We start from the raw sequence: 26,989 nt of genomic DNA, 5'->3' as shown, positions 1-26,989 counted from the left end.
TTTAGCCTGATCCCCCCCCAAGGTAAAGCCCTAATAAAAAACCCGCCGAAGCGGGTTTTTTAACGACATGAAAAAACGCATTAACGTTCTTTCACATAAGGCTCACCAATCGCCTTAGGAGCCACCGCTTTACCGATAAAACCGGCTAGCAGAATGATAGTGAGCAAGTAAGGCAAGGCCTCAATAAACTGCACCGGCACAACGCCAATCCCAGGTAGAGACACCCCTTGCATCCGCACAGCAACAGCATCAAGGAAGCCAAACAACAGGCAAGCAAACAACACTGGCACCGGCCGCCATTTGCCGAAGATCAGCGCCGCCAAGGCCATAAAGCCTTGTCCCGCAGTCATGTCCCGAACAAATTGGGCATTTTGCGCGATGGCAATGTAAGTACCACCAATACCGCAAAGCAGGCCGCCAATCATCAACGCTCGGTAACGTAGCCACGCCACGTTAATCCCTGCCGTATCCACCGCCTTGGGATTCTCACCCACTGCCCGCAGGCGCAAGCCAAAACGGGTGCGGTAAATCACCCACCAGCTTAGCGGCACTGCCGCAAACGCCAGGTACACCAGCATGTTATGGCCACTGATTAACTCTGAATAGAGCGAACCAATCACCGGCACCTCTGCCAACAACTGCGCCCCAGGCAGATCAATCGAAGTAAAACGTGCCTCATTGCTGATATGCGGTGTTTGCCCACCTTCTTTAAACCACACCAACCCCAGCACTATGGTTAAACCCGCAACCAGGATATTGATAGCCACGCCACTAACCACCTGATTACCGCGATGAGTAATACAAGCAAAGCCATGCAGCATGGCAAAGAAGGTCGATACCACCATCGCCGCCAGTAACGCTAGCCAAGGTGAAGAGGACAGATAAGCTACTGCTGCCGCAACAAAAGCCGCTGCCAGCATCTTGCCTTCCAAGCTGATGTCTACCACCCCTGAACGCTCAGAGAACATCCCCGCCATAGCAGCCAAAATCAGGGGGGTAGCAACCCGCAGAGTGGCGTCCAAAGTCAGCACCAGTACTTCAAAAAATTCAGTCATGGTCGCCTCCTCAAGCCGCTTTACGGCTGAACGCTTTGCTCAGCCAGCCACGGTACATAAACTCCAATGCACCGCAGAACAGGATCACCAAGCCCTGAATCATCACCACGATGTCACGGGTAATATCGGGCATTTCAAAGGCTAATTCCGCCCCACCCTGATAGAGTGCGCCAAACAGCAGGCTGGCCAGAATAATGCCCACTGGGTGATTGCGTCCCATCAGAGCTACCGCAATACCGGCAAAGCCATAGCCGGCATTAAAGCCCAGCATCAGGCGGTGCTGCACACCGAGGATCTCATTCACCCCTACCAAGCCTGCCAAGGCACCAGACAAGCACATCACCCAAATAATGACACGGGCAGGCTTAATCCCGGCATACACCGCCGCCACACTATTGCTGCCTACCGCGCGCAACTCATAACCCCAGCGCGTGCGCCAGATTAAGAACCACACTCCAACACAGCACAGTAATGCCAGGAAAAAGGAAGCATTGAGCGGTGAAGACTCAAACTCCACTCCCAGCCCACCTAAGATGTCGTGGATAAAGGGAATCCAGGCGTGCTCGGCCAGCTCTCGACTTACCGGGGACATCTGTCCAGGAATGATGAGAATGTTCACCATCAGATAAACCATCAGTGCCGAAGCAAGAAAGTTAAACATGATGGTGGTAATAACGATGTGACTGCCGCGTTTAGCTTGCAGATAGCCGGGGATAAAACCCCAGAACGCACCAAAGGCCGCACTGGCAACAATCGCCAAAGGAATTAACAACCAACCCGGCAAATAAGGGTCTAAGCCAAGACACAGCAAACCTGCACCCAGCCCGCCAATATAAGCCTGGCCTTCACCACCGATATTGAACAAGCCTGCGTGAAACGCCACTGCGACTGCCAAACCGGTAAAGATGAAGTTAGTGGTGTAATAGAGGGTATACCCCAAACCTTCTTCATAGCCAAAGGCGCCATACAGCATGATCTGCGCAGCTTCCCAGGGATTTACCCCGATTGCCACAAATACCAGCGCCGTCACCGCAAAGGCGGTCAGAATATTTAAAGCAGGCATCAAGCCTGTATTCACCCACGCAGGAACCGCTGCTTGACTCATGCCTGCCCTCCTGCCTGAGCATTTGCCATCAGCAGACCCAGCGTGCGCTCATCGGCTTCTGCCGCGCTCACCTCACCGGTAATGCGTCCATCGCACATCACCAGAATGCGGTCACTCAGAGACATAATTTCTTCCAGTTCTACCGACACCAGCAAGATAGCCTTCCCCGCATCGCGCATGGCGATAATGCGTTGATGAATAAATTCAATGGCACCAATGTCCACACCCCGTGTGGGCTGGCCGATTAAGAGGATATCCGGGTGACGCTCCATCTCCCGCGCTAACACGATTTTTTGCTGATTGCCGCCGGAAAAATTGGCTGATTTCAGGAAGGGATCCCGCGGACGGACGTCGTAGGCTTCGGCCTTTTCCTGGTAGGAATGCAGAATCGCCGCTTTATCCATCAAAATCTTGCCATTAAATTCAGGCTCACGGTGATAACCGAGAATGGCCGATTCCTGTGCAGTAAAGGCAGTGATCATTCCCATTCGGTGGCGATCTTCCGGTACATGAGCCACCCCTAGTTGACGCAGCTGTGCTGCATCCTGAGGATGTTCTGCATCAATACCTACACCGGCAACCTCAATCCGTCCCGATGCGACGGCCATGATCCCAGATAGCGCCTCAAGCAGCTCACTTTGGCCATTACCAGATACCCCGGCAATACCCACAACTTCCCCTGCTTTAAGCGCAAAGCTGACATCCTTAACCCGCAATACCCCCTGTTTATCCTTCACATTCAACCGCTCAACCTTGAGCAAGGTCTTACCGGGATTTGCCGGGGCTTTATCTACACGTAGCAGCACTTTACGGCCAACCATCAACTCCGCCAGCTCTTCTTTACTGGTGGCGGCAGTCTGGCGGTGCGCCACCATTTCGCCCTGACGCATGACAGCCACTTGATCCGTGGCATCCATGATTTCCCGCAGCTTATGGGTAATCAGCAAAATAGTGACTCCCTGTTCACGCAACGAAAACAGAATACGGAACAGTTCGTCTGTTTCCTGCGGGGTCAATACCCCGGTGGGCTCATCCAGAATCAGAATACGCGCCCCACGATAGAGGGCTTTTAAAATTTCTACTCGTTGCTGTAAGCCTACGGAGAGCTCACCGACGATAGCATCCGGGTCCACTTCTAAGCGGTATTCTCGCCCTAGACGCAGCAGCTCTTGACGAACCTGCTCTCGTCCTTGACGCAGCAAGGCTCCCCCCTCAGCGCCGAGCATGACGTTCTCGACCACTGAGAAGTTATCAACCAGCATAAAATGCTGGTGCACCATACCAATACCTGCCGCAATAGCATCCTGTGAATTACGGATATTACAAAGCTGTCCATCCACCAGAATGTCTCCAGTGTCTGCTTCATAAAAGCCATAAATGATGCTCATTAAAGTGGACTTACCCGCGCCATTCTCACCCACAATCCCTTGAATGGTGCCGGCGGGCACTTGTAATGAAATATCTTTATTGGCCTGCACTGCTCCGAAACGCTTACTGATGTTACGCAGTTCCAGAGCGAGGGGCCGAGCTTGAGCGGAAACCGGGTCCGAAGACCCGGCCGCCTGTGGGGTTAGCACAGTCATAACAACCTATGGAAGTTAGATATCGCAGGAATTGGTAGCCATGTAATCATGGACCTTGATGTCGCCAGCCAGGATGCCCTTGCTCAGCTCTTCCATTTTAGCCTTCATTTCATCCGTGATCAGGTCTTTGTTGTTGTCATCATAGGCCCAGGAAACACCCCCTTCAGCCAGACCCAACACCTGAATTCCAGGCTTCCAGCTATCCGCCATCAGTTCTTTGATGGTGTTATAAGCAGCCACATCAACGCCCTTCACCATAGAAGTGAGCATGGTACCGGGGTGCAGGTGGTTCTGGTTAGAATCAACACCAATTGCCAGTTTGCCATTGTCCTTAGCGGCCTGATAAACCCCCGTGCCAGTACCACCGGCAGCGGCAAAGACGACGTCTGCGCCACGGTCAAACTGGCTCTTAGCCAGCTCAGCACCCTTGCCAGGGTTATTCCAAGCGGTGGGGGTCGACCCAGTCATGTTCTGATACACCTCAACCTGAGGGTTGATGTGCTTGGCGCCCTGCGCATAACCACACTCAAATTTACGGATCAGAGCGATATCCATGCCACCAACAAAGCCAACCTTACCGGTCTTGCTGGCCATGGCAGCCAAAGCTCCTACCAGGAAGGAGCCTTCGTGTTCTTTAAACACCACAGACTGCACGTTAGGCAGATCAACGACCATGTCTAGCAGGGTAAATTGAGTATCAGGAAACTCTTTAGCGACTTTCTCCAGGGCATGAGCCTGGTTAAAGCCGACTGCGATGACAGGGTTAGAACCACGCTTCGCCATCTTGCGTAGCGCCTGCTCAATTTGAGACTCGTTCGAAGGTTCGAACTCGGCTACTTCAATCTGGGTTTCATCGGTGAAGCGCTTCAGACCATTGGCCACTGCTTCGTTGAAAGACTTGTCAAACTTACCGCCCAGATCATAGACCACTGCAGGTTTTACATCCGCAGCCTGGACACTGAAAGAAGCAGACAGCGCCACCGCTGCAGCTAGCAAGGTACGTTTCATAGCACACCTTTCGCTCTGTTATTGTTGGGTTTAACCAGACAAAGAATAGCGGCTGATCTTACGAACAGCCGCCCACTGGTCAGCTATTATATGCAGTATCAAACCTAAGTCTAAGAAACCGCATTCAATTTATCCAAATGGTCAAATAAATAGCAACCAAAATTTCACGCTTTCTGCTTTAACAAAAAACTGCTTTTTTCCACAGAACTCAAAGGGGATTTACACTAGCATGCTGTCGCTACTGAGTTGCTTTTAATCCTGTTTAGCAACACAAGCAGACTAATGCTGGTTATTCTTACTGAGTAAGCTTAGTTGTAACTGCTGGGTGATGGATGGAAATCGACACTTTTTTTGGCTTGCCACTTGAGCAACAAGTTTATGATCTTGATGCGCTATTACGCAGCACTAAGTTGTTAAGCATGGTAAATAAGCATCAAGACGTGCTTGCTGCTGTGCAGGAGTACGGTCCTCGTAGCCTTAAAACCCAACAGTATCGCCGTAAAGCGGCGCTTATTGGCATTCGCCACTTACTCGATTCTTCTCTCCTTCCCTTTGACCCTTATTTCGACACAAAAGAAACCAATCACGCCAGCGAGGAAGATAGACGCTATCACGCCGAGAACAAGCTGCTTGCATATGCTTTACTGCTTGCCACTGGCCGCACTCTGGGCGCTCTGCGCCGCGCGGATTACAAACCGGACGTAAATACTCTTCGTCAGAGCTCGAGCAAACTAAGCCGCTTTGAGTTCTTAATGAGTATTCTGGAGGAGCAAATTAATCCTGCACCCATTCAGCTAGAAGCAAACGCTGAGCAGTCTTCCCGCAACAAGCTGCGTGACTTTGACAGTGAGCTGGTCAGCGCCCGAGCAATCCACCAAAAAGCTGTCTCGCTGATCAAGGGGGTGAGCCTACTCGTTGCTAATGAGGAAGCCCTGGATTTAGATCCCGTTTTCAAAAGTGCTGAGCTTATTTTACGTTCGCTCAACCGTAACCCTGATGCACTGGTGTGTGTAGGCCGTTTACGCAGCCCTGATAACTATCTGTTTGAGCACTCGGTCAACGTCTCCATTTTGCTTGGCCTGTTCGGGCTAAATTTAAATATGAAACCGGTGATGATTCGAGATCTCATTATCGGGGGATTACTACACGATATTGGCATGATGCGCATTCCTGCACACATTCGTGATAAACAGGGTCAACTTAGCAGCGAAGAGCTGGCCCTTATTCGCCGCAACCCCATCCTAGGTGAACAAATTTTAAGTGACTACCCACAGCTTAATGAGCTCACCCGCTCCATTGCTGCCCAGCAATATGAAAACTATGACGGCAGTGGTTATCCCAACCGGTTAAAAGGCAAGCGAATTGGGCTCTATGGAAGGATGACAGCCATCATTAATGCCTACGATGCCATGACCGTCGATCGCTGTTATAAGAACGCCAAAATTCCTGCCGCCGCCATTAAAACCCTGCTGCAGGCCAAAGGCAGCCGCTATGATCCGGAGCTGCTTCTACGCTTTATCACACTGATGGGGATCTTCCCCTTAGGCTCGCTGGTTGAACTCAAAAGTGGTCGTTTAGGCTTCGTCTTAAAACTCAACGACAAAACCAGGCAACCCAGTCTTGTTCGTTGCATTTACCATGCACAAAAACGCATGCACCTGCCGCCTGAGGATGTATGGCTGGAAACCCATATGGGCTCACCCGCCCAGGATGCCGTTGTCGCTCCAGTAGTGAATTTAGAGGCATTGCCTGAGTTAGACTTCAACCAATACCTCTGACACCTTAGGTCTTAGACTGCTGCCAGCATCAGCTCCCGCAAACGCCCTTCCACTGGACGGGCCTGCCGGGTACGCACATCCATAAAGACAAAAGTGATGGTGGCATCAGCGACCACAACCTGATCACGCTCACGCCGTACTTCTTGGGTCAGCTGCACACTCTTTTCTCCCAAACGCCCCACTGCACAACTGATGTCCAGCACATCCCCCAGACGTGCCTCGGCCTTATAGTTAATATTGATATTGACGATAGCGAACACTACTTGCTCCTGCTGCAGAACCTGCATGCAGTCGGAAGCCGCCAGCCAGTCCCAACGAGCAGCCTCTAAAAACTCTAGATAGCGGGCATTATTAACATGGCCAAAACTATCCAAATGAAAACCATGAACCTTTAGTTTAGTGGTGAAACTCATTTATCCTGTTCCTGTCCAAGCAAGGAGACGTTCAGCCATAGCCAATTTAGCTGAACACAAGTCACACCGAATCTAATGGAAGTTGTCACTATGCACCAGAAAAAACTCAGCATGCCCACTCCCGAGGAAGCCCTACCCGGGCGCCAAGAGGCCATGCCGGTGCCGGCAGAACACTATGTTCTCAAAACCCCACTAACAGGACCCTTTCCTGGCCACCTGCAACAAGCCATGTTTGGACTAGGGTGCTTTTGGGGGGCTGAGCGCAAACTCTGGCAACAGCCTGGTATTTACACCACAGCCGTGGGCTATGCCGGTGGCCTGACCGCCAACCCTACTTACCAAGAAGTTTGCACAGGCCTCACCGGCCACAATGAAGTCGTACTGGTTGTGTTCGACCCGACCCAAATTAGTTATCAGCAGCTGCTCAGCCTATTTTGGCAAGTACACAACCCCACTCAAGGCATGCGTCAGGGAGGAGATGTCGGCACTCAGTACCGTTCAGGTATTTACACCTTTAATAACGAGCAGCAACAGCAGGCTGAACACAGTAAAGCCTTGTATCAGCAGCGACTCAGCGAAGCTGGCTACGGCGCCATTACTACTGAAATTCTGCCCGCCCCTCAGTTTTACTATGCAGAGGAATATCATCAGCAATATCTCGCCAAGAACCCTGATGGTTACTGTGGTCTGGGAGGCACTGGCGTCAGCTGTATTCTCTAATCACCGCGACGCAGGCAGCCGTTAAGGCTGCCTGAAGGTGGCAAACTCCTTGGCAGTCACTACAATACCCCCCTCACTACCCCGTCACAGGATAGACCCCCCGGCCATGCTATTTCGCAACCTGATCATCTATAGCTTCACGAGTCCAATTACACTGGATGCCGATACCCTCGAACAGGCCATTACAGCACAGCGCTTTCAACCCTGCTCCAGCCAAGAAGCCGAGCGTTTGGGCTGGGTTGCACCCCTGCCCCAGGGCGATACCCTGGTGCATGCCAACCAGGGCTTTTACCTGCTCAAAGCACGTAAACAAGAGAAAATTCTGCCCGGACAGGTGGTGAATGAACTCCTGCAGGAACGAATGGATGACTTCGAAGCCAAGCAGTCACGCCGCCCCACCCGCAAAGAAAAACAAGAGCTGAAGGACCAGATCACCCTGGAGTTGTTGCCCAAGGCCTTCAGTCGCCACCAGCACTTCTGGATTTGTTTAAACCCGCAGCGCGGTTGGCTTGTGGTGGATGCCAGCAGCCATGCCAAGGCCGAGCCCCTACTGAATCTGCTCCGTGAAGCCTTAGGCAGCCTGCCAGTCATTCCTCCTCGAGTAGAAAAAAGCCCAGCAGCCATTATGACTGCTTGGTTGACAGACCCCAGTCAACAACCAAATGATTTAGTACTGGCGCAGGAATGCGAACTTCGCGCCCCTGAAGAAGATGGCGGTATTCTGCGTTGGCGCCGCCAAGCGCTGGAAGGAGAAGAGCTAGAGTCTCATCTAAGTGCCGGAAAGCAAGCAGTGCGCCTGGGGGTTCATTGGCAAGACTCACTAAGCTTTACCCTTTGCGAAGACCTCACTCTCAAACGCCTGCAGGCCAGTGAACGCCTGCAGGATGAGCTGGCTAACGATCAAAGCGATAATGCCCAGCAAGAGTTTGATGCCCTCTTCACCCTTAGTGCCCTGGAACTGGCTCGGCTGTTACCTGCCTGGATTAGCTGGTTTGAGGGTAACCTTGGCCCAGAGCACTAAGCCTCACAGGCGTTAGTCCGACTAACGCCTTGTCGTTTACCCGACGCCTAGCGGTAATCTGACTGAAACAGAGCCCGAGAGCCGATCAATAGCGCAGCAGGAATCAATTGGATAATGCCATAAGCTAATGGCACTAGCGCCATTTGCGGATTGTTCAATAAGCCAAGCGTGACCAACAGCGCCACCCCAGCATTTTGTACACCAATCTCAAAGGCGAAAGTCACCCGTTGCGCACCTGCCTGCCCTGCTGCCCAAGCCAATCCGGCCCCCAATGCCATCCCAGACAACACCAAAATCAATGTCGCCATGCCACTGGCCGCTAACAACTCGGGAAGTTGGTGATAGGAGTCCAATACCAGCGCCACAATCACCACCAGCATAAAAACCCCTCCTGCCCACTTCACAGGCTTAACCATTGCCTTAGCAAAAGTGGGCCAGCGCCAACGACAAAGCATGCCCAATACAATAGGCAGCATGGTCATTGCCACCAACTTCAACAACAGGGCTGAGACAGGAAAGCTCGGCTGCACATCCTGTAACTGCCACCACCACAGCGTCCACCAAGTCAACACCGGCAAAGTCAGTGGTGTTAACAAACTACTAATGGCAGTTAACGTAACAGAAAGAGGCACATCGCCACGGGCCAAAAAACTCATCAGGTTAGAGGTTGCACCGCCAGGGCTAAAGGTCAAGATCATCAGCCCCATCGCAATCAATGGAGGCAAACCGAACAAGTTAATAATCAGTAGCCCTAACAACGGCAAACCGATGAATTGCCCTATAAGCCCTAATAACACCAAGGGATAACGCTTCATTAATGGTTGAAAGTCATCGGCTCTCAGCGTCATCCCCATCCCTAGCATCAAGATAAACAGTGCCAGAGGCACAACCTGTTGAGACAAAAGCGTCGACATAAGCAATCCTTGGCCAAATAGAGCGCCTATTATGCGCCAGCACTAGCCAGACACCAGTGCTACTGATCAATAGAAGGCAACCAATGAGCCTCCCCCAGAATGAAGTTATCCACAAAAACTGGGGATAGCTCTGTGCATAGCCACGGTACAGGCATAACCTGCCAAAGCCGCTAACAACTGCTCATAAAACTACCAACCTGATTAATACCTTTGCCTTTACTCTTAGCAAGCCATCCATAAAATCAAAGACTTGCATCTTTCACCTGCTCCGCCCATGCTTGTCACGAGCTCACCTCACCCTTACATCCCTGTTAGGCTCACGACTGACCTTGATTAACTAAGCCACGCCCATGTCTATTGCTGCTGCCAACAAACAACAAGCCATGCAACGAGTGACCCTAATCGGTGCTCTCATTAATCTCGTCTTGGGGTTAGCCAAGACCTTTGCAGGTTGGCTGTTTCACTCCCATGCCTTGGTAGCCGATGGCATCCACTCACTGTCTGATTTACTGACCGATGTGATGGTGCTGGTCATTACCCGCATTGCCCACCAAGGACCGGATCATAACCATCCTTATGGACATGAGCGTTTTGAAACCCTGGGGACAGTGGTGCTAGGCACCATTCTAATCGCCGTTGCTGGTGCCATTGGCTATGACAGCCTGATGCGCCTCACAGCGGAGGACTCCGCCAGTTTTCCCACCTGGCCAGCACTAGCCGTCACCCTCGCCTCGATTCTTGGCAAAGAGTGGCTATATCACTACACCCGCCGGGCCGGGGAACGCTTGGGTTCAGAGTTAATGGTGGCCAATGCCTGGCACCATCGCTCCGATGCACTGTCCTCCATCGTGGTTTTGATTGCCCTGATTGGCAGCTTGGCAGGCTTTGTCTGGATGGATGCCTTGGCCGCCGCATTAGTTGCAGTGATGGTGGCCCATATTGGCTGGAAACTGTGTTGGAGCAGCCTGCAGGAACTTACCGATACCGGCTTACCCAGCCAGGAACTGCGCCAAATTCGTCACCTGATGCTGGATGAAGAAGGCGTTCACTCCGTCCACGATCTGCGCACCCGCAAGATGGGCGCTAACTTTCTCCTTGATGTTCACTTAGTGGTGGATGATGAGCTGACCGCCGCCGAGGCCCATCATGTTGGCCTCAGAGCCACCCAACGGGTGCGGGATCATTATGAGCAAGTGAAAGACATCGTCTTCCATATTGATGTGCTGGCAGATGAGCGTGCACAACTTCAGCTTCCCAGCCGCAGCACCATCCAGGCCTGGCTAGCGCCGCAATTACAACCCCAGCAGCTGCAACTGCTGCATCTCAAGCTTTATTACCTACAGCGCAAGATTCGTCTTGAACTGTATTTTCCGCTGCATCAGCGGACGCAAGCTCAGGCACTGGCTCAGCAAATTTTGCATTCTCCTCCTGCTTGGTTAGCCGATATCCAGCTCTGGTTTAATGAGACGGACTAATCCATGCAGCCTTACCTGACTCCCACCGGCCCCTTTGAGTGCGAAGAAGAGATCAAGCACAGCCGCTTTATTGCCAGCCTCAACCACTGCCCGGACCTGGACAGTGCGCAGGCCTGGATTCAACTCCAACGTCAACAGCATCCCAAAGCAAACCACCATTGCTGGGCCTATATCTGGGGTGCCCCCACCCAGCAACACAGCTATGGCAGCAGTGATGACGGCGAGCCGGCCGGCAGTGCCGGGCGACCTATGCTCAATGTGCTACAACACAGTGGCATCGGTCATATTTGCATCGTTATCAGCCGCTACTTTGGCGGCACCAAATTAGGAGTGGGTGGGCTGGTACGGGCTTATGGTGGCTTAACCCAGAGCGCCCTCAAGGAACTTCCCTGTCACACCCTTACCCCCACTGAAGCACTAGACTGCCGTTGTGGCTACAGCGAACATGCCCAGCTAGTGCGCATGCTCCCCACATGGCAGGCAAAAATACATTCTGAATACTTTGCCGCTGAGGTCAGCTTTGTGCTGGAAGTACCACCGCAACAGGTTCCCGCCCTTACACAACAGTTATCCCTGTGGCAGGTTGCTTTCCAATCCCGGCTCCCAGGCTAATACTCTGCCAACGCTAACTGCCGATCGGGATAACTGCGGATTCCCTGTCGATTCAGCGGCATTAACAGCCCCTGTACTTCTTCTCCCAACCCCGCCCAAACCACTTCCACCCCCTGTTGCTGCAAGGCCAGTTGCACATCCTCCATCGCCAGAGCTGTCGAGATATCCAAAAACGTCACGGCGCTGTAATCAATCACCAGCCGCTCACAGGTGGGTAAACGCTCCAACAGTCCCAACACGGCTTTCGCCGCCGCGAAACCCAGGGGCCCCTGCAATGTCAGCAGCACCATCCTTCCCTGCGCCCCTTGCAAGGCATGCCAACTGCTTTGATCCAACCAGGCAGGACAGTGTGGCTCCCCGCCCTGACTAAAGCGAATGCTGGCGGCCTGCAAACGGGCATAAGCCTGCATTTCCAACGCCTGAGTGATAAAAACGCCAACAGCAACGGCAATCAACAGGTCGGTGGTCACCGTCAGCACCGCTACCGACACCATTACGGCCAGCGCCATTCTCGGCAATTGGCGAGCCCGCTTCAGCAAAGGCCAGTCAATAATATCCACCCCCACTTTCAACAGGATGGCTGCCAAAACCGGCTGAGGAATGTATGCCACCCACTGGCCAAACCACAGCACCAGCATCAATAACACCAAGGCGTGCACCATACCTGATAAAGGCGTACGTCCCCCCGCATCGATATTCACCACGGTCCGCATAGTGGCCCCAGCACCTGGCAAACCACCCAGCAAGCCAGCAACCAGATTCCCCACACCTTGCCCAAGTAATTCACGGTCTGAATGATGCAGGTGGCGGCTGCGTTGATCCGCCACCAAGGAGGTTAACAAGGAGTCGAGGGAGCCCAATACCGCCAACATCAAAGCTGCTTGCAGCATGTCCCCCCATAACGGCCAGGACCAATAAGGTACCTGTAAGTGCGGCAAACCACTGGGTACCTCTGGCAAGGTCGCCACGGGCAAGGCCCACCAAGCCACCAGCACACTACCCAGTAACAACGCCACCAGTGGCGCAGGCAGGCGTAAGCGCCAGGCCTTGGGCCAACCATAGAGTAACGCCAGGGTAGCGGCCGCCAACCCCATACTGGCCAGCTGCCCCTGCTCTAACAAGCTGGGCAAGGCCTGCCATACCGCCGCGGGAGAGGACAGCGCCGCCACCCCTAAGATGCCAGGCAACTGTAGAATAATGATGATGATGCCAATGCCACTCATAAAGCCGGAGACCACCGGTAAAGACACCAGGGTGAGATAACGCCCAAGCCGCAGTAGGCCAAACAGCATTTGCAACACACCCGCCAACATCACCACCGTCATCGCCAAGCTAAGGCCCACTTGTGGATGCTGGCCAACAAATTGGGTCAAGACCGCAGCCATCACCACGGTCATCGGCCCTGTAGGGCCGGATATCTGTGCTGGGGTGCCACCAAACAGCGCTGCAAAAAAGCCAACTGCGATCGCCCCATAGAGCCCCGCCAAGGGACCCGCTCCAGAAGCAACACCAAATGCCAAGGCCAGGGGTAAAGCCACTATGGCAGCCGTCACGCCACCAAAGACATCCCCACGCCAGTACTTCAGGCTCCAACCATATACCCCGACCATGCTCACCTCCGCTGCTGTGCAGCAAGCATAGGCCAGCTACTGAAACACTCCATTACTACTTGGTCGCAGATCACCCTTGGCGTAGCCCATTCCCCCCCTTAAAAATACAAAAGCGGTCGAGAGTGATGACCGTTCTCCACTCTTTACCTGGATAAGGGGGTAGATATGCGTTTTCAGAGCACCGAAGACTTGGCCACCCGCTTACGCCAGCGTCACCTGGATGACCTGCTTGATACTGGCAGTCGGATCTTTGGCACATCCGAAGGTTTTTTACACTGGATGCTGACCGACGAGCGCAGCCTGCAAGGTCGGCACCCCGCTGACCTGGTCGGCGTGCCGGGAGGAGTGGATCGCCTCAAAGCGATCCTGGCGGACCTAACGCCACAGACGCATTAGGCCCTGGGGTTAGCTAAACGATTCATTAAACGATGCATTAAACCAAGCGCCGGAGTGACTGCCCCTGCTGCCAGGCCACTAAGTTTTCACGCAATTGCCCCAGCATACGCTGGCGTGATTCACGGCTGCCCCAGGCACAATGCGGGGTAATCAGCAAGTTAGGTAAAGACTGGCCTAACAGCGGATTGCCCTGGCGAGGCGGCTCAATGCTGAGTACATCCGTGGCCGCTCCAGCCAGCTGTCCACGCTGCAACGCCTCTAGTAAAGCCTGCTCATTGACGATGCCTCCACGTGCGGTATTGATCAGGAAGGCACTCGGCTTCATTTTTGCTAAGCGTTTGGCATCAAACAAATCACGGGTCTGTTCGGTAAGTGGACAGTGCAGGCTGACAAAGTCCGCCTGCCGCAGGGCCTCATCTAGCTCAATACGTCCCGCCTTGGCTTCCGCCCCTGGACGTACACACACCAGCACTTCCATAGCAAAAGCACGCGCCAACGCAGCCACCGCCTGCCCCAGCTCACCGTAGCCGACAATCGCCAGCTTCTTACCGCTGAGTTCACAAATGGGATAATCCAATAAACAGAACTGGCTACTCTGTTGCCATTGCCCTGCCTGCACTGCCTGCTGATAACGAACAAAGTTGGTTGCTAAGGCCAGCATCAGCATCAGGGTATGCTGGGCTACCGCTGCGGTGCCATACCCCTGACAATTACGCACATCAATACCCTGGGCTTTAGCCTGGACCAGATCGACATTATTGGTGCCAGTGGCCGACACCAAAATCAGCTGCAGCTGCGGCAAGGCTTGCAGGATCTCAGCGCTCAATACCACCTTATTGACAATCGCCACCTGGGCATCCGCCAAGCGTGGCAGTATTTGCTCCGCAGTGGTTGAGGGATATAGCTGTAGTTGTACCCCTTCAACTTGGAGGGTAGAGAAGTCTAAGTCCTGTCGATCCAGGCTATCAGCATCCAAAAAGACCACCTTGACCATCACCACACCTCCTCGACACCCATTTTGCTTAGAAATTGACGATGTGCCTCCTGCTCCTGCTCATTAGCCACTAAGATAGGGATACTGCCTTGGCGCTGCACCGCTCGGCGCTGCTCGCCATGTTCGCCTGAACTACCATCTCCTCCCGCATAGAGCTGCAAGCTGGTCTGGCCGCCAGTCATGGTCAGATACACATCCGCCAGGATTTCCGCATCCAATAAGGCGCCGTGCAAGGTACGGTTGGAGTTATCAATACCGTAACGTTTGCAGAGCGCATCCAGGTTGTTTTTTTGTCCTGGATGCTTGGCCCTGGCCATGGCCAGGGTGTCCACTACTGAACAGATATCCTCCACTCGCCCCAAACCAGGCTTGAGTAAAGCAAACTCATGGTTGATAAAACCAACGTCAAACGCCGCGTTATGAATGATCAATTCAGCGCCAGTGATAAATTCCTTAAACGCCTGCGCCACCTCGGCAAAGACCGGTTTATCCAACAAGAATTCATTGGTTATACCGTGTACAGCAATAGCCTCCGCTTCAACTTCCCGCTGCGGATTGATGTACTCATGGAAATTACGCCCAGTTAAACGGCGATCCATCAGCTCCACACAGCCAATTTCGATAATGCGATGGCCGGAGGCGGGGTCAATACCCGTGGTTTCGGTATCCAGAACAATCTGTCTGCTCATAGCACTCTCATATTATTTGGCTAAGGTTTTGATGCCTTCATTGGCTAGCTGATCCGCCAGCTCATTGCCCTCATGGCCAGCATGGCCTTTCACCCAGTGCCATTGCACCTGGTGCAATTGACATAATTGATCCAATTGCTGCCAAAGATCCTGATTTTTAACGGGTTCTTTATTCGCCGTTAACCAACCTTTACGCTTCCAACCGGCCAGCCACTGCTGAATGCCCTGCTGAACATAGCGGGAGTCGGTATAGAGATCGACTTCACAAGGACGTTTCAGCGCCCCTAACCCGGCAATGGCGGCCATAAGTTCCATGCGATTATTGGTGGTGTCTGCTTCACCACCACAGAGGCGTTTCTCCACCCCTTTAAAGCGTAATACCACCCCCCAACCACCCGGGCCGGGGTTACCTTTACAGGCACCATCAGTAAACATAAGGACGCGTTCAGTCACCCTGTCGGTTCCGCATTGAGGGTTTAGCAAGGGGTACAGCCACCAGAGGACGCTGATGCCAACGTGGTCGGATCGGTGTAATCCGTCTGACCTCTTTGGTTGCCACCACAATTTGGAATGACCCTAACCACCCCGCCAAACCCTGCTGAAAATGTCTGAGCCACGGCTGCTGCCAGCGGCGTACGAAATGTCCCTCATAGTGCTCGACTCGACAGCCAAGCAACACCAACCAATCACTTAAACGCCCACGCGCAATACCAGGCCACTTGCGCCAACCATAACGTCCATAAGGATTAAAGGTGACTATCACCAAGTGACCGCCGGGAATCAGCACCCGCACCGCTTCCCGTAGCGACAAGTGAGGATGCAAGCTCATATCCAGACTATGGTGTAACAGCAGTACATCCAGGCTATTTTCAGCGAAGGGCAACGCCTCGGGTCGTCCCAGCACAATGCGAGGGTGCACAGCTGAGTCCTGTAGACTGGCATGCAGTTCCATACAGTGGCGAATCGGGCTCTCCCGATACAGGCAGACATCCGGCATCACACTCTGCTGTAACAGGTGATAGCCGAACAAACCCGGCAATAAACGATCCAACGCCTGGCTTTCACGGGTTAGTAATGCTTTTCCCGCCGCTGTTTGCAGCCATGCCTGGAGCGTTTGCAGTTCTGCCTTGAACACCTGATCCATGCCGATACCACCGAGGTTAAATTGACAGGTCCGAGGGACTTGGACACCCTATGATAACAAGGCACTCCACTAATGGCAGTAAAGGATAAGACTCATGCTCCAGATCCACCCCATTCCCGCCTTTAGCGACAACTATATTTGGTGCTGGTATGACCCGACTAGCCGCCAGGCGGTGGTAGTGGATCCAGGCCAGGCGGAGCCTGTGCAAACCTTCCTGCAACAGCAGGGTCTACAACTAAGCGCCATCCTCATTACCCATCACCACCACGACCATGTCGGCGGCATTCTACCTTTATTGCAGCATGTTGACGTACCGGTCTATGGCCCCCACAACCCCCATATCAAGGGCATCACTGACACCCTGGATGAAGGCGAAGCCTTTGTGCTGCTTGGCCAGCGTATCAATGTGCTAGCCGTACCTGGCCATACTCTCGACCATCTCGCTTACCACCTGCCAGCCCAGGATGAACGTCAGGACTGGTTATTCTGTGGTGACACCCTGTTCCGAGCCGGTTGTGGCCGTCTGTTTGAAGGCACCCCAGAACAAATGCTGCAATCGCTGGAGCAACTCTGCCTGTTACCGGATAGCACCCAAGTGTTCTGTACCCACGAATACACTCTGGCTAACCTGGCCTTTGCCCAAGCCGTGGAGCCCAATAACAGCGACATTCAGGCTGCACTCCAACAGGACCAAGCCAAACGTCAACAGGGGAAACCCACGCTACCGAGCAATCTGGGCGAAGAAAAACGCATTAACCCCTTTTTACGTACACAAATCACAGCAGTGCGCCAACAAGCCGAACAATATCAAGGACAAAGCCTCAATTCCCCCTATGAAATCTTCGCCGTCCTACGTGAATGGAAAAACACATTTTGAACACTTTGTAATCAACTGAAGTTGACCCCACCTGTCCCCCTCCCTAAAATCGCGCTTTTGCACCGATTCGGGAGACTGGTTTTGCACTTACCCTTGACTCTGACCCAGCGCAAGAGCCCTGCGCTCTTGATCACCGTGTTGGCCCTCATGGTAAGTGCCTGCTCTAACCAAAATACTCGCCCCCAGCAAAGCGCTTTACTCAGCGATGAGGGGGAAATTCGCGTCCCTGCCTATATTCCCCGTGGTAAATCCGGCTCTCTTGACCAGTTGATGGAGATCCGTCTCAGTAGCACCGATGACCTCTGGCAGTTAACCCGCGATCACTTTAGTCTGACCGACTACTACGAACACCCACGGGTTATCGAACAGCGTGACTGGTATGGGCGCTACTCAAACTACCTGAGCAAAGTCTCCGAGCAGGCCAGTAAGTACTACTTCCATGTGCTCAACCAAGTACTAGCCCGTGGCATGCCGGCAGAAATTGCCCTCCTGCCGATTATTGAAAGTGCTTACAACCCTCACGCAGTCTCCCCTGGCCATGCCGTGGGTCCCTGGCAATTCTTAGCCGGCACCGCCAAGCACTACGGTGTTACCCAGAATTCCTGGTATGACGGTCGCAAAGATATCATTGAGTCCACCCGTGCGGCTTTGGACTACCTGCAAATGCTGGCTGATCGCTATGACGGCGACTGGCTACTAGCCCTGGCGGCTTACAATGCGGGTGAAGGCAATGTTGATCGTGCCATAAGCCGCAATCAAAATGCCGGCAAACCAACCGACTACTGGAACCTGCAATTACCTGGGGAAACCCATAAGTACGTCCCCAAGCTACTGGCAATTTCCGCCATGGTGCAGGAGCCAAATCTGTACGGCATCAACTTGTTCCCTATCTCCAACAGCCCTTACTTCACCGTTTTGGAGACTGATGCACCGGTCAATATTCGGCAATTGGCTAAAGAGGCAGGAGTGAACACCTCAGAACTCGAGGCTCTCAACCCAGGCTTTAAAAAGCCAATTACCACCCCTGCCGGGGCTGGTCCAGATCGTATTTTGGTGCCGATTGAAGTGGCAGAAGTTCTGCGTTTAACCCTTAATGACAGTGCAGATAAAGCGCCGGTCGACTGGCGCCGTTATCAAGTCCGCTCTGGTGACACCCTGAGTGACTTAGCCATTCGTTTTAATACCAGCACCCAGAGCATTAAAGACGCGAACAACCTCAAATCCAACAGTTTAAGCTTAGGGCAAGAATTGATGATTCCGGGTGGCGGCCCAGGCGCCTTACCAGAGCTAAAACTGGCGGAAAACCGCACCCTACAAAACCTAACCAAGGACACGCCACGCTACTATCGAGTGCAATCAGGTGACAGTCTCTGGACCATCGCTAACAAGCATGGCCTCAGTGTGGCGCAGCTCGCCAAACTCAACAAACTGAAACCTAATACCCCTCTCAAAGTAGGCCAATCCCTTAGCTTGGGTGCGCTCAAAGCCCGTGAGAATGAGAACAAAAGCAGTAAATACCGAGTTAAATCCGGCGACACTCTGTCACAAATTGCTGAAGACCATAAAGTGAGTGTTCAGCAGATCAAAGAATGGAACCGCTTAAAAGGCAATCAGCTACGTATCGGGCAAGAATTAGTGCTTTATCCAGCCTCCTTAGCGGACGCAGATTCCTAACCACATCAACACCTTAGCGGGCAATGCGCTAGCCCTGCCCTGCAAAAAAGGCTATCTTGTTTGCACGCTACGCTTGTGACAGGAGATGCCATGACCGCTTTGCTTGCCCGCTTGCTCAGCTTCAGCCTTGCACTCACCCCCCTGGCTCAGGCAGACGATCACGTCACCCATGCCTTAGCCATGCACGGCCAACCCAAGTATGGGGCTGACTTTAGCCATTTTGATTACGTAAATCCTGATGCCCCCCAAGGCGGCACCCTGCGCCAGGCCAGTATTGGCACCTTTGACTCCCTCAATCCTTTTATTGGTAAAGGCGTCAGCGCAGCCGGCAGCGGACTTCTCTATGACACCCTGGCGGTGCACGCCTATGACGAGCCCTTCACCATGTATGGCTTGGTCGCCAAAGACATCATCCTCGCCAATGACCGTAGCTGGATTGAGTTTCGCATTCATCCTGATGCTCGCTTCCAGGATGGCCACCCCATTAGCGCAGAAGACGTAGCCTACACCTTTAAGCTCCTCACCGAGCAGGGCAACCCCTTCTATCAGGCCTACTACCATGACGTCGGCCAGGTAGAGGTTCTGGATAGTCAACGTATCCGCTTCCAGCTGACCAATCCGGAAAACCTGGAACTGCCACTGATTTTGACCCAGCTGCCGGTATTACCTAAACACTACTGGCAAGACCGTGATTTCCAGACCACCAGCCTCGAACCACCACTCGGCTCAGGCCCTTATAAAGTTGAAAAAGTCGATGCTGGGCGCAGCATCAGCTACGTCAAAGTGGCTGACTATTGGGCCAAGAACCATCCAGCCGTGAAAGGGCACTACAACTTCGAACGGATGCAATACGACTATTACCGTGACGAAGATGTTGCCGTTGAGGCCTTCAAAGCCGGTGAGTTTGATCTACGTATTGAGAGCTCCGCCAAGCGTTGGGCTACTGGCTACCAAAGTCCCGCACTGGAACAAGGCAAAATCAAGTTACTCACCCTGGAGGATCACTCGCCAGCAGGCATGCAGGGCTTTGTCTACAATATTCGCCGCTCTCAACTCAGCGATCCCCGGGTACGTCAAGCATTGGCCTACGCCTTCGATTTTGAGTGGAGCAACACCAATCTGTTCTACTCCAGTTACCAGCGTACCAACAGTTATTTCGCCAACTCAGAATTAGCAGCCACTGACCTGCCCAGTCAGGCAGAGCTCGCTCTGCTCGAACCCTTACGGGAGCAAGTGCCAGCAGAAGTCTTTAGCCAGGTTTATCAAGCCCCCACTAGCGATGGCTCCGGTAACATCCGCAACAACCTGCGCCAGGCGCTAAGCTTATTGAAAGAAGCCGGGTGGACCATGGAGCAAGGCAAACTGGTCAACCAAGCCAGCAAAGCACCGTTCCAGTTTGAAATCCTGCTCTATAGCCCTGCGATGGAGCGTGTTGCCACGCCCTTTGTGCGTAATCTGGAGCGCTTGGGTATTCAAGTCAGTCTGCGCATGGTCGATGTCACCCAGTACGTTAACCGACTGCGTAGCTTCGACTTTGACATGGTGGTGGCCACCTTTCCGCAGAGCAACTCCCCTGGCAATGAACAACGCGAATTCTGGCACTCCAGCAAGGCCGATCAGGCTGACAGCCGCAATCTAATCGGCATTAAAAACCCGGCAGTGGACACCCTGATTGAGCATATTATTAACGCCAAAGATCGCGAAGCTCTGGTGGCAGCCTGCCGCGCACTAGATCGGGTCTTGCTGTGGAACCACTATGTCATTCCGCAATTTAATGCAGGTATTTTCCGCATCGCCACTTGGGACAAGTTCGGCCACCCCGATCCACTGCCCGAATACGCCCCTAGCCCCTTGCTGGAAACCTGGTGGCAACAACCCTGATAAGGTAAGTATCTGCTATGGCCGCCTATATCCTGCGACGCCTGCTATTGATGGTGCCGACGCTGCTCGGCATCCTCGCGCTGAATTTTATTATTGTGCAGGCCGCACCCGGCGGCCCGGTTGAACGTGCCCTGGCGGAAATCCAGGGCCTGAGTTTGGACAGTACCGCACGCATCAGCGGCAGCAGCGGCGAAGTTTCCAGCAGCGGCTCAGACTATCGAGGCTCCCAAGGGCTTGATCCACAACTCATCGCTCGCATAGAGCAGCAGTACGGTTTTGATAAACCGGCCCATGAACGCTTCTGGTTGATGCTAAAAAGCTATCTGATGTTTGACTTCGGCAGCAGTTTTTACTCCGATAAGACCGTGCTGCAGCTGATCGCCGAAAAGCTGCCCGTATCAATCAGTCTAGGACTCTGGACCACGCTGATCACCTATTTGGTATCCGTTCCCCTCGGTATCCGCAAAGCGATGCGCCACGGCACCCCCTTCGATGTCTGGAGCAGTAGCGTGATCATCATTGGCTATGCGATCCCCAACTTCCTCTTTGCCATCTTACTGATAGTCCTCTTTGCTGGGGGCACCTATTGGAACCTGTTTCCCCTACGCGGTCTCACCTCGCCTGGTTTTGAACAACTAAGCTGGTATGAACAAATTATTGATTACCTCTGGCATATCACCCTCCCTGTGCTTGCCTCCGTAGTATCCAGCTTTGCCACCCTCACCATGCTGACCAAAAACTCTTTCCTGGATGAGATCCACAAACAATATGTCCTAACCGCCCGCGCTAAAGGCCTGAGTGACAACGCAGTGCTTTATCGTCATGTGTTCCGCAATGCCATGCTGATTATTATTGCCGGCATGCCCGCCGCCTTAGTCGGTATTTTCTTTACCGGCTCCATGCTGATCGAGGTGATTTTCTCCCTCGATGGCTTAGGCCTGCTAGGCTTCGAAGCGGTGATGAATCGGGACTATCCGGTCATGTTTGGCACCCTCTATATCTTCACCCTGATTGGCTTACTGCTAAAGCTGATCAGCGATGTGACCTACGTCTTGGTCGACCCTCGCATTGATTTCGAGAGCCGGGAAACATGAACCTATCGCCTCTTAACCAACGACGCTTACAGATTTATAAAACCAATAAACGTGGCTACTACTCCGGCTGGTTATTGCTGATCTTGTTTGTGTTAAGTCTGGGCGCCGAACTGTTGGCCAACGATAAACCCTTGCTGGTGCGCTATCAGGACAGCTACTACTTTCCACTCTGGCACCACTACAGCGAAACCACCTTCGGCGGCGACTTTGATTTTCCCGCCAACTACAAAGACCCCTATTTACAGGAGCTGATCGAACAACAAGGCTGGATGCTCTGGCCCCCTATTCGCTACAGCTATCAAACTATCAACTATGATCTTCCCACCCCGGCACCCAGCCCGCCTACCCGCGAGAACTGGTTAGGCACGGATGACCAAGGCCGTGATGTACTGGCCAGGGTGATCTATGGTTTTCGTCTATCAATGCTGTTTGCGCTGGTGCTGACCCTGGCCTCATCCGTAATCGGTGTCGTTGCCGGGGCAGTACAAGGCTACTACGGCGGCAAAGTGGACTTGCTCTTTCAACGCTTTATCGAGATCTGGTCAGGCCTGCCGGTCCTCTTTTTGCTGATCATCCTCGCCAGCTTTGTCGAACCTAATTTCTGGTGGCTACTGGGCATTATGTTGCTGTTTTCCTGGATGAACCTGGTTGACGTGGTGAGAGCGGAATTTCTGCGTGGCCGTAATCTGGAATATGTCAAAGCGGCACGCGCCCTCGGTCTGTCCAATGGACGCATCATGTTCAAACATATTCTGCCCAATGCCATGGTGGCTACCCTGACCTTTATGCCGTTCATTTTTAACGGCTCGCTGGTCACCTTAACTGCCTTGGACTTTCTTGGCTTTGGCTTGCCGCCCGGTTCTCCTTCACTCGGCGAACTGGTCGCCCAGGGCAAAAACAATCTGCATGCCCCCTGGTTAGGTTTAACCGCTTTTATGGTGCTATCCGCGATGCTGACCCTGCTTATTTTTGTGGGGGAAGCCATTCGCGATGCCTTTGACCCCAGGAGCCAACTGCAATGAGCACTGCATTACTGGAAGTGGATAACCTTTGGGTCAGCTTTGCCCAGCAACAGGTTGTCAAAGGGCTCAGCTTCAGCCTCCAACCGGGTAAAACCCTGGCACTGGTGGGGGAGTCCGGCTCAGGCAAGTCAGTGAGCGCCTTATCTATTCTGAAACTCCTCCCCTACCCACTGACGCAACATCCCCATGGCCGCATCCTGTTTGATGGGGAAGACTTACTGCAGCAAAGTGAACAACGCCTGCGCCAGATTCGCGGCAACCGCATTTCGGTTATTTTCCAAGAGCCGATGACTTCACTGAACCCCCTGCATACCCTGGAGAAGCAGATCAGCGAAGTGTTGTTCCTGCACAAGGGCATGGGCAAAGCAGCCGCACGACAGCGCACCCTTGAGCTCCTCACGCAAGTCGGTTTGCCAAATCCTGACAACCTGCTGGATCGCTACCCCCATGAACTCTCCGGCGGGCAGCGGCAGCGGGTGATGATTGCCATGGCATTGGCCAATGAGCCCGACCTCTTGATTGCCGATGAACCTACCACCGCCTTGGATGTCACCATCCAGAAACAGATTCTGGAGCTGCTCAAGCAACTGCAACAACAAATGGGCATGGCAATCCTGTTAATTACCCATGACCTCAATATCGTCCGCCGCTATGCCGATCAGGTTTGTGTCCTCTTTCAAGGCGAGGTACAGGAAAGCGGCCCTACTGAGCAGGTATTCACCCAGCCGCAGGCCGCCTATACCCGCAAACTGCTGGATGCTGAGCCTAAAGGGCGCCCCTTGCCACTGGCAGAGCAGGCCGAAGTGCGTCTGCAACTTGAGCAAGTCAAAGTATGGTTCCCGATTAAAAAAGGCTTACTGCGGCGAGTTCAAGGGCATGTCAAAGCGGTAAATGGAGTCTCACTGCAATTACGCGCGGGGGAAACCCTAGGGGTGGTCGGTGAGTCTGGTTCCGGCAAAACTACCCTGGCACAGGCCTTGATACGTTTGATCAGTAGCCAGGGCCAGATTCAACTCAGCGATGAGCAACGACAACTTAAGGCTGTTAATCAATTGAGTAGCCGCCAGTTTCAACCCTGGCGTCGTCACATCCAAATGGTCTTCCAAGACCCCTTTGGCAGCCTGAGTCCGCGCATGACCGTTGGTGAAATCATCACTGAGGGTTTACAAGTACATGAGCCCCACAGCGCTGCCGAGCATGAGCAGCAGGTAATCAGCGTTCTGCAGGAAGTCGGGCTAGATGCCGCCACCCGCCATCGCTATCCGCATGAATTTTCTGGCGGCCAGCGTCAGCGCATCAGCATTGCCCGCGCCCTGGTACTCAAACCCCGGATACTGATCTTGGATGAACCCACCTCAGCACTGGATCGTACCGTGCAGAGCCAAATCCTTGATTTACTCCAGCATCTACAACAGCGTTATCAGCTTAGCTATGTGTTTATCAGCCATGACTTAAGCGTGGTTCGCGCCCTTAGCCATCAATTGCTGGTCATGCATCAAGGCCAGGTTGTAGAACAAGGGGACGCGGCCCAGATATTTGCCAATCCGCAACACCCCTATACTCGTCAACTGTGGCAGGCCGCTCAGCTCGCTTCCTGACAATCTCAGCCAAGCGCAAATGAGGGCCTCAAGGACAAATCTTATCAGCGCAGACGACCTTTCTTAGCGAGGGCGAACGATAGCATAAGCAGAGAAACGCTAAGTCAGACAGAGCAATCAATATGGAGAAGTGAATAGGAGGTGATTGGTGGAGCTAAGCGGGATCGAACCGCTGACCTCTTGCATGCCATGCAAGCGCTCTCCCAGCTGAGCTATAGCCCCACAGAGGGACTCTTCTCAAGGAGCTACGAAGGGTAGGCAGGAATAACCTTGAGGAGAGGTGGCGTCCCATAGGGGGTTCGAACCCCTGTTACCGCCGTGAAAGGGCGGTGTCCTAGGCCACTAGACGAATGGGACACACGAGTAGATTGTTGGTGGAGCTAAGCGGGATCGAACCGCTGACCTCTTGCATGCCATGCAAGCGCTCTCCCAGCTGAGCTATAGCCCCACAAAGGGATACTCTTAACAAGCACAATCAAAATCTTGTAAAGAGTGGCGTCCCATAGGGGGTTCGAACCCCTGTTACCGCCGTGAAAGGGCGGTGTCCTAGGCCACTAGACGAATGGGACGCATTCGTTCAACGATTGGTGGAGCTAAGCGGGATCGAACCGCTGACCTCTTGCATGCCATGCAAGCGCTCTCCCAGCTGAGCTATAGCCCCGTCATCGTTGGTGCGGGGCGTATATTATTGACATCGCCCCACCCTGTCAACAGCTAAATTTAAAAAACTTCCCTGTTTTCTCAAGCACTTAGAGCCCCTTAGGATTCCTGCAATGCTTTGAATTCCTTCTCCCAGGCTTTCGCTTCTTTCTTCGAGGTTCCACCCATCACATTCAGAGCATGGCGTACCCGGGCACGGCTCAGATCCGCCCCCAGGATCGCCATGGCATCCACCACGGAAAACGTGGAAGAAGTACCGGCAATCGCAATAAAGAGGGGGAAGAAGAACTCACCCACCTTAAAACCAAGCGCCTTAGCTAAGCCACTCAGGCAATTAAAGAGACTATCTTTATCCCAATAACGCTGGGTATCGAGTTGCCAGGCGGCAAACTGCAGGATACGCCGTACATCATCCTGACTCAGTTTCTTATGGACAAAGGCCTCAGGTTGCACCTCAATCAGCCCCGACAGCAAATGTCCTGCCAAGGGCACCACATCGCTGAAGGTACTTACACGCGGCTGGACATGCTCAATCGCTGGGGTCAGGTAGGCCGCATTCAATCCCCACTGCAGATAACGTGCCGCGAAGTCTTCAGGGCTAAGCTCACGCAACCATACGCCGTTTAGCCAGCTCAGTTTCTCTAGGTCAAAAATCGGACCACCCAGTGAGACACGCTGAATATCAAAATGCTCAATCATTTCTGCCAGTGAGAACTTCTCCCGCTCATCAGGCATGGACCAACCCATCCGCCCCAGATAGTTCAACAAAGCCTCGGGCAAATAACCCATACGCTTATAGAAGTTGATGCTAGTGGGGTTTTTACGTTTGGATAGCTTGGTCTTATCCGGATTACGCAACAACGGCATATGGCAGAGTGTCGGCATCTGCCAACCAAAGTACTCATAAAGCAATTTGTGCTTAGGCGCAGAAGGTAACCACTCTTCCCCACGAATAACATGGGTAATCTGCATCAGATGATCATCGACCACGTTGGCCAGATGATAGGTCGGCATGCCATCCGACTTCAGCAGAATCTGGCAATCGACCTGAGCCCAATCCAGCTCAATCGGGCCACGCAGCATGTCCTCAATGACACAAATCCCCTGCTCGGGCACGCGCATACGAATCACATAGGGCGCACCTGCCGCCTGACGTTTAGCCACTTCATCCGCCGGCAGTTCCAGGTCGCTGGCTTTCAGCGCAGTATGCAGGCCAGCCTCTTTACGTTCTTCACGTAACTGATCCAGCTCTGCGGCAGTCCGGTAACAGATGAAAGCATGCCCAGCTTCTACTAAGCGCTCCGCATATTCGCGGTACATGCCTTTGCGCTCGCTTTGCCGGTAAGGGCCATGGGGGCCCCCTACATCAGGCCCTTCACTCCAGCTCAAACCCAGCCAGCGTAAGGAATCCAGGATCATTTGCTCTGATTCGGGAGTAGAGCGTTGCTGATCAGTATCCTCAATACGCAGAATAAACTCGCCGCCGTGCTGACGAGCAAAGGCCAAGTTAAACAAAGCAATATAGGCGGTACCTACATGGGGATCGCCGGTAGGTGACGGCGCAATACGCGTGCGAATGGTCATAAATACCCTTTTTGCCAATAAACACAAAGAAGCACCGAAGTGCTTCTTTGCCTAATTCCAATGCTGCCAGAGTATAACAAAG

24 protein-coding genes and 5 tRNA genes are annotated in these 26,989 nt (G+C 53.2%); 12 read left to right on the top strand and 17 right to left on the bottom strand.

All coding sequences use genetic code 11. From position 1 onward, the window contains the following. Positions 1-80: 80 nt before the first annotated feature. The 4 genes from Q334_RS0109920 to Q334_RS0109905 are packed head-to-tail and all read right to left on the bottom strand — an operon-like array spanning position 81 to position 4,751. On the bottom strand, positions 81-1,055 hold the full coding sequence (locus tag Q334_RS0109920; RefSeq protein ID WP_027313074.1) for an ABC transporter permease: 975 nt from the start codon (positions 1,053-1,055) through the stop codon (positions 81-83). Between the two features lie 10 nt (positions 1,056-1,065). Then, the gene (locus Q334_RS0109915) at positions 1,066-2,160 is read right to left on the bottom strand and encodes an ABC transporter permease (protein WP_027313073.1); all 1,095 of its coding nucleotides are present in this window, start codon (positions 2,158-2,160) and stop codon (positions 1,066-1,068) included. Beyond that, the gene (locus Q334_RS0109910; RefSeq protein WP_051527694.1) at positions 2,157-3,743 is read right to left on the bottom strand and encodes an ABC transporter ATP-binding protein; all 1,587 of its coding nucleotides are present in this window, start codon (positions 3,741-3,743) and stop codon (positions 2,157-2,159) included. The genes Q334_RS0109915 and Q334_RS0109910 overlap by 4 nt, the downstream gene beginning before the upstream one ends. Before the next feature lie 15 nt (positions 3,744-3,758). Further along, a complete protein-coding gene (locus Q334_RS0109905) occupies positions 3,759-4,751 on the bottom strand; it encodes a BMP family lipoprotein (RefSeq protein WP_027313071.1) in 993 nt (330 codons plus the stop codon). A gap of 332 nt (positions 4,752-5,083) precedes the next feature. Here Q334_RS0109905 and Q334_RS20010 point away from each other — a divergent pair, with 332 nt between their 5' ends. After that, positions 5,084-6,529, top strand: coding sequence for an HD-GYP domain-containing protein (locus Q334_RS20010; RefSeq protein ID WP_051527693.1), 1,446 nt, complete (start codon positions 5,084-5,086; stop codon positions 6,527-6,529). A gap of 11 nt (positions 6,530-6,540) precedes the next feature. Here Q334_RS20010 and Q334_RS0109895 read toward each other — a convergent pair whose 3' ends face one another. Next, positions 6,541-6,942 (bottom strand): acyl-CoA thioesterase, encoded by a 402-nt coding sequence (locus Q334_RS0109895; RefSeq protein ID WP_027313070.1) that lies wholly within the window; start codon positions 6,940-6,942, stop codon positions 6,541-6,543. A gap of 90 nt (positions 6,943-7,032) precedes the next feature. Here Q334_RS0109895 and msrA point away from each other — a divergent pair, with 90 nt between their 5' ends. Together msrA and Q334_RS0109885 are read left to right on the top strand one after the other, a co-directional pair. Next, on the top strand, positions 7,033-7,662 hold the full coding sequence (gene msrA, locus Q334_RS0109890) for a peptide-methionine (S)-S-oxide reductase MsrA (RefSeq protein ID WP_245593677.1): 630 nt from the start codon (positions 7,033-7,035) through the stop codon (positions 7,660-7,662). A gap of 106 nt (positions 7,663-7,768) precedes the next feature. Beyond that, on the top strand, positions 7,769-8,683 hold the full coding sequence (locus tag Q334_RS0109885) for a recombination-associated protein RdgC (RefSeq protein ID WP_027313068.1): 915 nt from the start codon (positions 7,769-7,771) through the stop codon (positions 8,681-8,683). 47 nt (positions 8,684-8,730) lie between these two features. Here Q334_RS0109885 and Q334_RS18690 read toward each other — a convergent pair whose 3' ends face one another. Continuing rightward, a complete protein-coding gene (locus Q334_RS18690) occupies positions 8,731-9,597 on the bottom strand; it encodes a bile acid:sodium symporter family protein (protein WP_035461295.1) in 867 nt (288 codons plus the stop codon). Positions 9,598-9,947: 350 nt separating this feature from the next. On the opposite strand from Q334_RS18690, the gene Q334_RS0109875 reads away from it, so the two are divergent. Further along, positions 9,948-11,072 (top strand): cation diffusion facilitator family transporter, encoded by a 1,125-nt coding sequence (locus Q334_RS0109875; RefSeq protein ID WP_027313067.1) that lies wholly within the window; start codon positions 9,948-9,950, stop codon positions 11,070-11,072. Positions 11,073-11,075: 3 nt separating this feature from the next. Beyond that, entirely contained in the window at positions 11,076-11,684 is a 609-nt protein-coding gene (locus Q334_RS0109870; protein WP_051527692.1) for a YigZ family protein, read from the top strand. Here the strand turns inward: Q334_RS0109870 and Q334_RS18685 are convergent. After that, positions 11,681-13,294: a SulP family inorganic anion transporter gene (locus Q334_RS18685; protein ID WP_051527691.1), complete on the bottom strand. Its 1,614-nt coding sequence runs from the start codon at positions 13,292-13,294 to the stop codon at positions 11,681-11,683. The genes Q334_RS0109870 and Q334_RS18685 overlap by 4 nt on opposite strands. A 165-nt stretch (positions 13,295-13,459) precedes the next feature. Between Q334_RS18685 and Q334_RS0109860 the strand changes: the two genes are divergently transcribed. Continuing rightward, entirely contained in the window at positions 13,460-13,690 is a 231-nt protein-coding gene (locus Q334_RS0109860) for a hypothetical protein (protein ID WP_027313065.1), read from the top strand. A gap of 37 nt (positions 13,691-13,727) precedes the next feature. On the opposite strand, the gene Q334_RS0109855 is transcribed toward Q334_RS0109860, so the two are convergent. Genes Q334_RS0109855 through Q334_RS0109840 form a run of 4 tightly spaced genes read right to left on the bottom strand, consistent with a single transcriptional unit; the run spans position 13,728 to position 16,517 of the window. After that, positions 13,728-14,684, bottom strand: coding sequence for a 2-hydroxyacid dehydrogenase (locus tag Q334_RS0109855; RefSeq protein ID WP_035461293.1), 957 nt, complete (start codon positions 14,682-14,684; stop codon positions 13,728-13,730). Beyond that, positions 14,684-15,373: a DNA polymerase III subunit epsilon gene (gene dnaQ / locus Q334_RS0109850; RefSeq protein WP_027313063.1), complete on the bottom strand. Its 690-nt coding sequence runs from the start codon at positions 15,371-15,373 to the stop codon at positions 14,684-14,686. Before dnaQ ends, Q334_RS0109855 begins: the two co-directional genes overlap by 1 nt. A gap of 12 nt (positions 15,374-15,385) precedes the next feature. Continuing rightward, positions 15,386-15,808, bottom strand: a complete 423-nt coding sequence (rnhA, locus tag Q334_RS0109845) for a ribonuclease HI (protein WP_211249528.1) — start codon at positions 15,806-15,808, stop codon at positions 15,386-15,388. A 10-nt stretch (positions 15,809-15,818) separates the two neighbouring features. Further along, positions 15,819-16,517, bottom strand: coding sequence for a class I SAM-dependent methyltransferase (locus tag Q334_RS0109840; protein WP_027313061.1), 699 nt, complete (start codon positions 16,515-16,517; stop codon positions 15,819-15,821). Between the two features lie 94 nt (positions 16,518-16,611). Between Q334_RS0109840 and gloB the strand changes: the two genes are divergently transcribed. The 6 genes from gloB (at position 16,612) to Q334_RS0109810 (ending at position 24,663) form a co-directional block, all read left to right on the top strand. Further along, a complete protein-coding gene (gene gloB, locus Q334_RS0109835; RefSeq protein WP_027313060.1) occupies positions 16,612-17,394 on the top strand; it encodes a hydroxyacylglutathione hydrolase in 783 nt (260 codons plus the stop codon). Between the two features lie 81 nt (positions 17,395-17,475). Beyond that, positions 17,476-19,068, top strand: coding sequence for a lytic transglycosylase (locus Q334_RS0109830; protein WP_051527690.1), 1,593 nt, complete (start codon positions 17,476-17,478; stop codon positions 19,066-19,068). Positions 19,069-19,158: 90 nt separating this feature from the next. After that, positions 19,159-20,949: an extracellular solute-binding protein gene (locus Q334_RS18680; protein WP_035461291.1), complete on the top strand. Its 1,791-nt coding sequence runs from the start codon at positions 19,159-19,161 to the stop codon at positions 20,947-20,949. 17 nt (positions 20,950-20,966) lie between these two features. Next, positions 20,967-22,043 (top strand): microcin C ABC transporter permease YejB, encoded by a 1,077-nt coding sequence (locus tag Q334_RS0109820; protein ID WP_027313058.1) that lies wholly within the window; start codon positions 20,967-20,969, stop codon positions 22,041-22,043. Next, a complete protein-coding gene (locus tag Q334_RS0109815; RefSeq protein WP_027313057.1) occupies positions 22,040-23,065 on the top strand; it encodes an ABC transporter permease in 1,026 nt (341 codons plus the stop codon). The genes Q334_RS0109820 and Q334_RS0109815 overlap by 4 nt, the downstream gene beginning before the upstream one ends. After that, positions 23,062-24,663 (top strand): ABC transporter ATP-binding protein, encoded by a 1,602-nt coding sequence (locus Q334_RS0109810; protein WP_027313056.1) that lies wholly within the window; start codon positions 23,062-23,064, stop codon positions 24,661-24,663. Before Q334_RS0109815 ends, Q334_RS0109810 begins: the two co-directional genes overlap by 4 nt. A 146-nt stretch (positions 24,664-24,809) precedes the next feature. Here Q334_RS0109810 and Q334_RS0109805 read toward each other — a convergent pair. The 6 genes from Q334_RS0109805 to gltX all read right to left on the bottom strand — a co-directional run bounded on the left by Q334_RS0109805 (position 24,810) and on the right by gltX (position 26,907). After that, positions 24,810-24,885: transfer RNA gene (locus Q334_RS0109805), tRNA-Ala, on the bottom strand. 59 nt (positions 24,886-24,944) lie between these two features. Beyond that, a tRNA-Glu gene (locus tag Q334_RS0109800) sits at positions 24,945-25,020 on the bottom strand. A 15-nt stretch (positions 25,021-25,035) separates the two neighbouring features. Continuing rightward, positions 25,036-25,111, bottom strand: a tRNA-Ala gene (locus Q334_RS0109795). Between the two features lie 45 nt (positions 25,112-25,156). Then, positions 25,157-25,232 (bottom strand) — tRNA-Glu (locus Q334_RS0109790). A gap of 16 nt (positions 25,233-25,248) precedes the next feature. After that, positions 25,249-25,324, bottom strand: a tRNA-Ala gene (locus Q334_RS0109785). A 98-nt stretch (positions 25,325-25,422) separates the two neighbouring features. Continuing rightward, the gene (gene gltX, locus Q334_RS0109780) at positions 25,423-26,907 is read right to left on the bottom strand and encodes a glutamate--tRNA ligase (protein ID WP_027313055.1); all 1,485 of its coding nucleotides are present in this window, start codon (positions 26,905-26,907) and stop codon (positions 25,423-25,425) included. Between the last annotated feature and the right edge of the window lie 82 nt (positions 26,908-26,989).

The sequence above is a fragment of the Balneatrix alpica DSM 16621 genome (assembly GCF_000619885.1).
Lineage (GTDB): Bacteria > Pseudomonadota > Gammaproteobacteria > Pseudomonadales > Balneatricaceae > Balneatrix > Balneatrix alpica.
Note: the sequence above shows the minus strand (reverse complement) of the source record. Positions and strands in the feature narration are given on the sequence as shown.

What these genes read in the sequence shown, in the direction of transcription:
- gltX (WP_027313055.1), bottom strand. Translation starts at nt 26,907, where the DNA reads ATGACCATTCGCACGCGTATTGCGCCGTCACCTACCGGCGATCCCCAT.
- Q334_RS0109855 (WP_035461293.1), bottom strand. Translation starts at nt 14,684, where the DNA reads ATGGTCAAGGTGGTCTTTTTGGATGCTGATAGCCTGGATCGACAGGAC.
- Q334_RS0109885 (WP_027313068.1), top strand. Translation starts at nt 7,769, where the DNA reads ATGCTATTTCGCAACCTGATCATCTATAGCTTCACGAGTCCAATTACA.
- Q334_RS0109820 (WP_027313058.1), top strand. Translation starts at nt 20,967, where the DNA reads ATGGCCGCCTATATCCTGCGACGCCTGCTATTGATGGTGCCGACGCTG.
- dnaQ (WP_027313063.1), bottom strand. Translation starts at nt 15,373, where the DNA reads ATGAGCAGACAGATTGTTCTGGATACCGAAACCACGGGTATTGACCCC.
- Q334_RS18680 (WP_035461291.1), top strand. Translation starts at nt 19,159, where the DNA reads ATGACCGCTTTGCTTGCCCGCTTGCTCAGCTTCAGCCTTGCACTCACC.
- Q334_RS0109920 (WP_027313074.1), bottom strand. Translation starts at nt 1,055, where the DNA reads ATGACTGAATTTTTTGAAGTACTGGTGCTGACTTTGGACGCCACTCTG.
- Q334_RS0109810 (WP_027313056.1), top strand. Translation starts at nt 23,062, where the DNA reads ATGAGCACTGCATTACTGGAAGTGGATAACCTTTGGGTCAGCTTTGCC.
- Q334_RS0109815 (WP_027313057.1), top strand. Translation starts at nt 22,040, where the DNA reads ATGAACCTATCGCCTCTTAACCAACGACGCTTACAGATTTATAAAACC.
- Q334_RS0109860 (WP_027313065.1), top strand. Translation starts at nt 13,460, where the DNA reads ATGCGTTTTCAGAGCACCGAAGACTTGGCCACCCGCTTACGCCAGCGT.
- Q334_RS0109915 (WP_027313073.1), bottom strand. Translation starts at nt 2,160, where the DNA reads ATGAGTCAAGCAGCGGTTCCTGCGTGGGTGAATACAGGCTTGATGCCT.
- Q334_RS18690 (WP_035461295.1), bottom strand. Translation starts at nt 9,597, where the DNA reads ATGTCGACGCTTTTGTCTCAACAGGTTGTGCCTCTGGCACTGTTTATC.
- Q334_RS0109895 (WP_027313070.1), bottom strand. Translation starts at nt 6,942, where the DNA reads ATGAGTTTCACCACTAAACTAAAGGTTCATGGTTTTCATTTGGATAGT.
- Q334_RS0109840 (WP_027313061.1), bottom strand. Translation starts at nt 16,517, where the DNA reads ATGGATCAGGTGTTCAAGGCAGAACTGCAAACGCTCCAGGCATGGCTG.
- gloB (WP_027313060.1), top strand. Translation starts at nt 16,612, where the DNA reads ATGCTCCAGATCCACCCCATTCCCGCCTTTAGCGACAACTATATTTGG.
- Q334_RS0109875 (WP_027313067.1), top strand. Translation starts at nt 9,948, where the DNA reads ATGTCTATTGCTGCTGCCAACAAACAACAAGCCATGCAACGAGTGACC.
- Q334_RS20010 (WP_051527693.1), top strand. Translation starts at nt 5,084, where the DNA reads ATGGAAATCGACACTTTTTTTGGCTTGCCACTTGAGCAACAAGTTTAT.
- rnhA (WP_211249528.1), bottom strand. Translation starts at nt 15,808, where the DNA reads ATGTTTACTGATGGTGCCTGTAAAGGTAACCCCGGCCCGGGTGGTTGG.
- Q334_RS18685 (WP_051527691.1), bottom strand. Translation starts at nt 13,294, where the DNA reads ATGGTCGGGGTATATGGTTGGAGCCTGAAGTACTGGCGTGGGGATGTC.
- msrA (WP_245593677.1), top strand. Translation starts at nt 7,033, where the DNA reads ATGCACCAGAAAAAACTCAGCATGCCCACTCCCGAGGAAGCCCTACCC.
- Q334_RS0109870 (WP_051527692.1), top strand. Translation starts at nt 11,076, where the DNA reads ATGCAGCCTTACCTGACTCCCACCGGCCCCTTTGAGTGCGAAGAAGAG.
- Q334_RS0109910 (WP_051527694.1), bottom strand. Translation starts at nt 3,743, where the DNA reads ATGACTGTGCTAACCCCACAGGCGGCCGGGTCTTCGGACCCGGTTTCC.
- Q334_RS0109905 (WP_027313071.1), bottom strand. Translation starts at nt 4,751, where the DNA reads ATGAAACGTACCTTGCTAGCTGCAGCGGTGGCGCTGTCTGCTTCTTTC.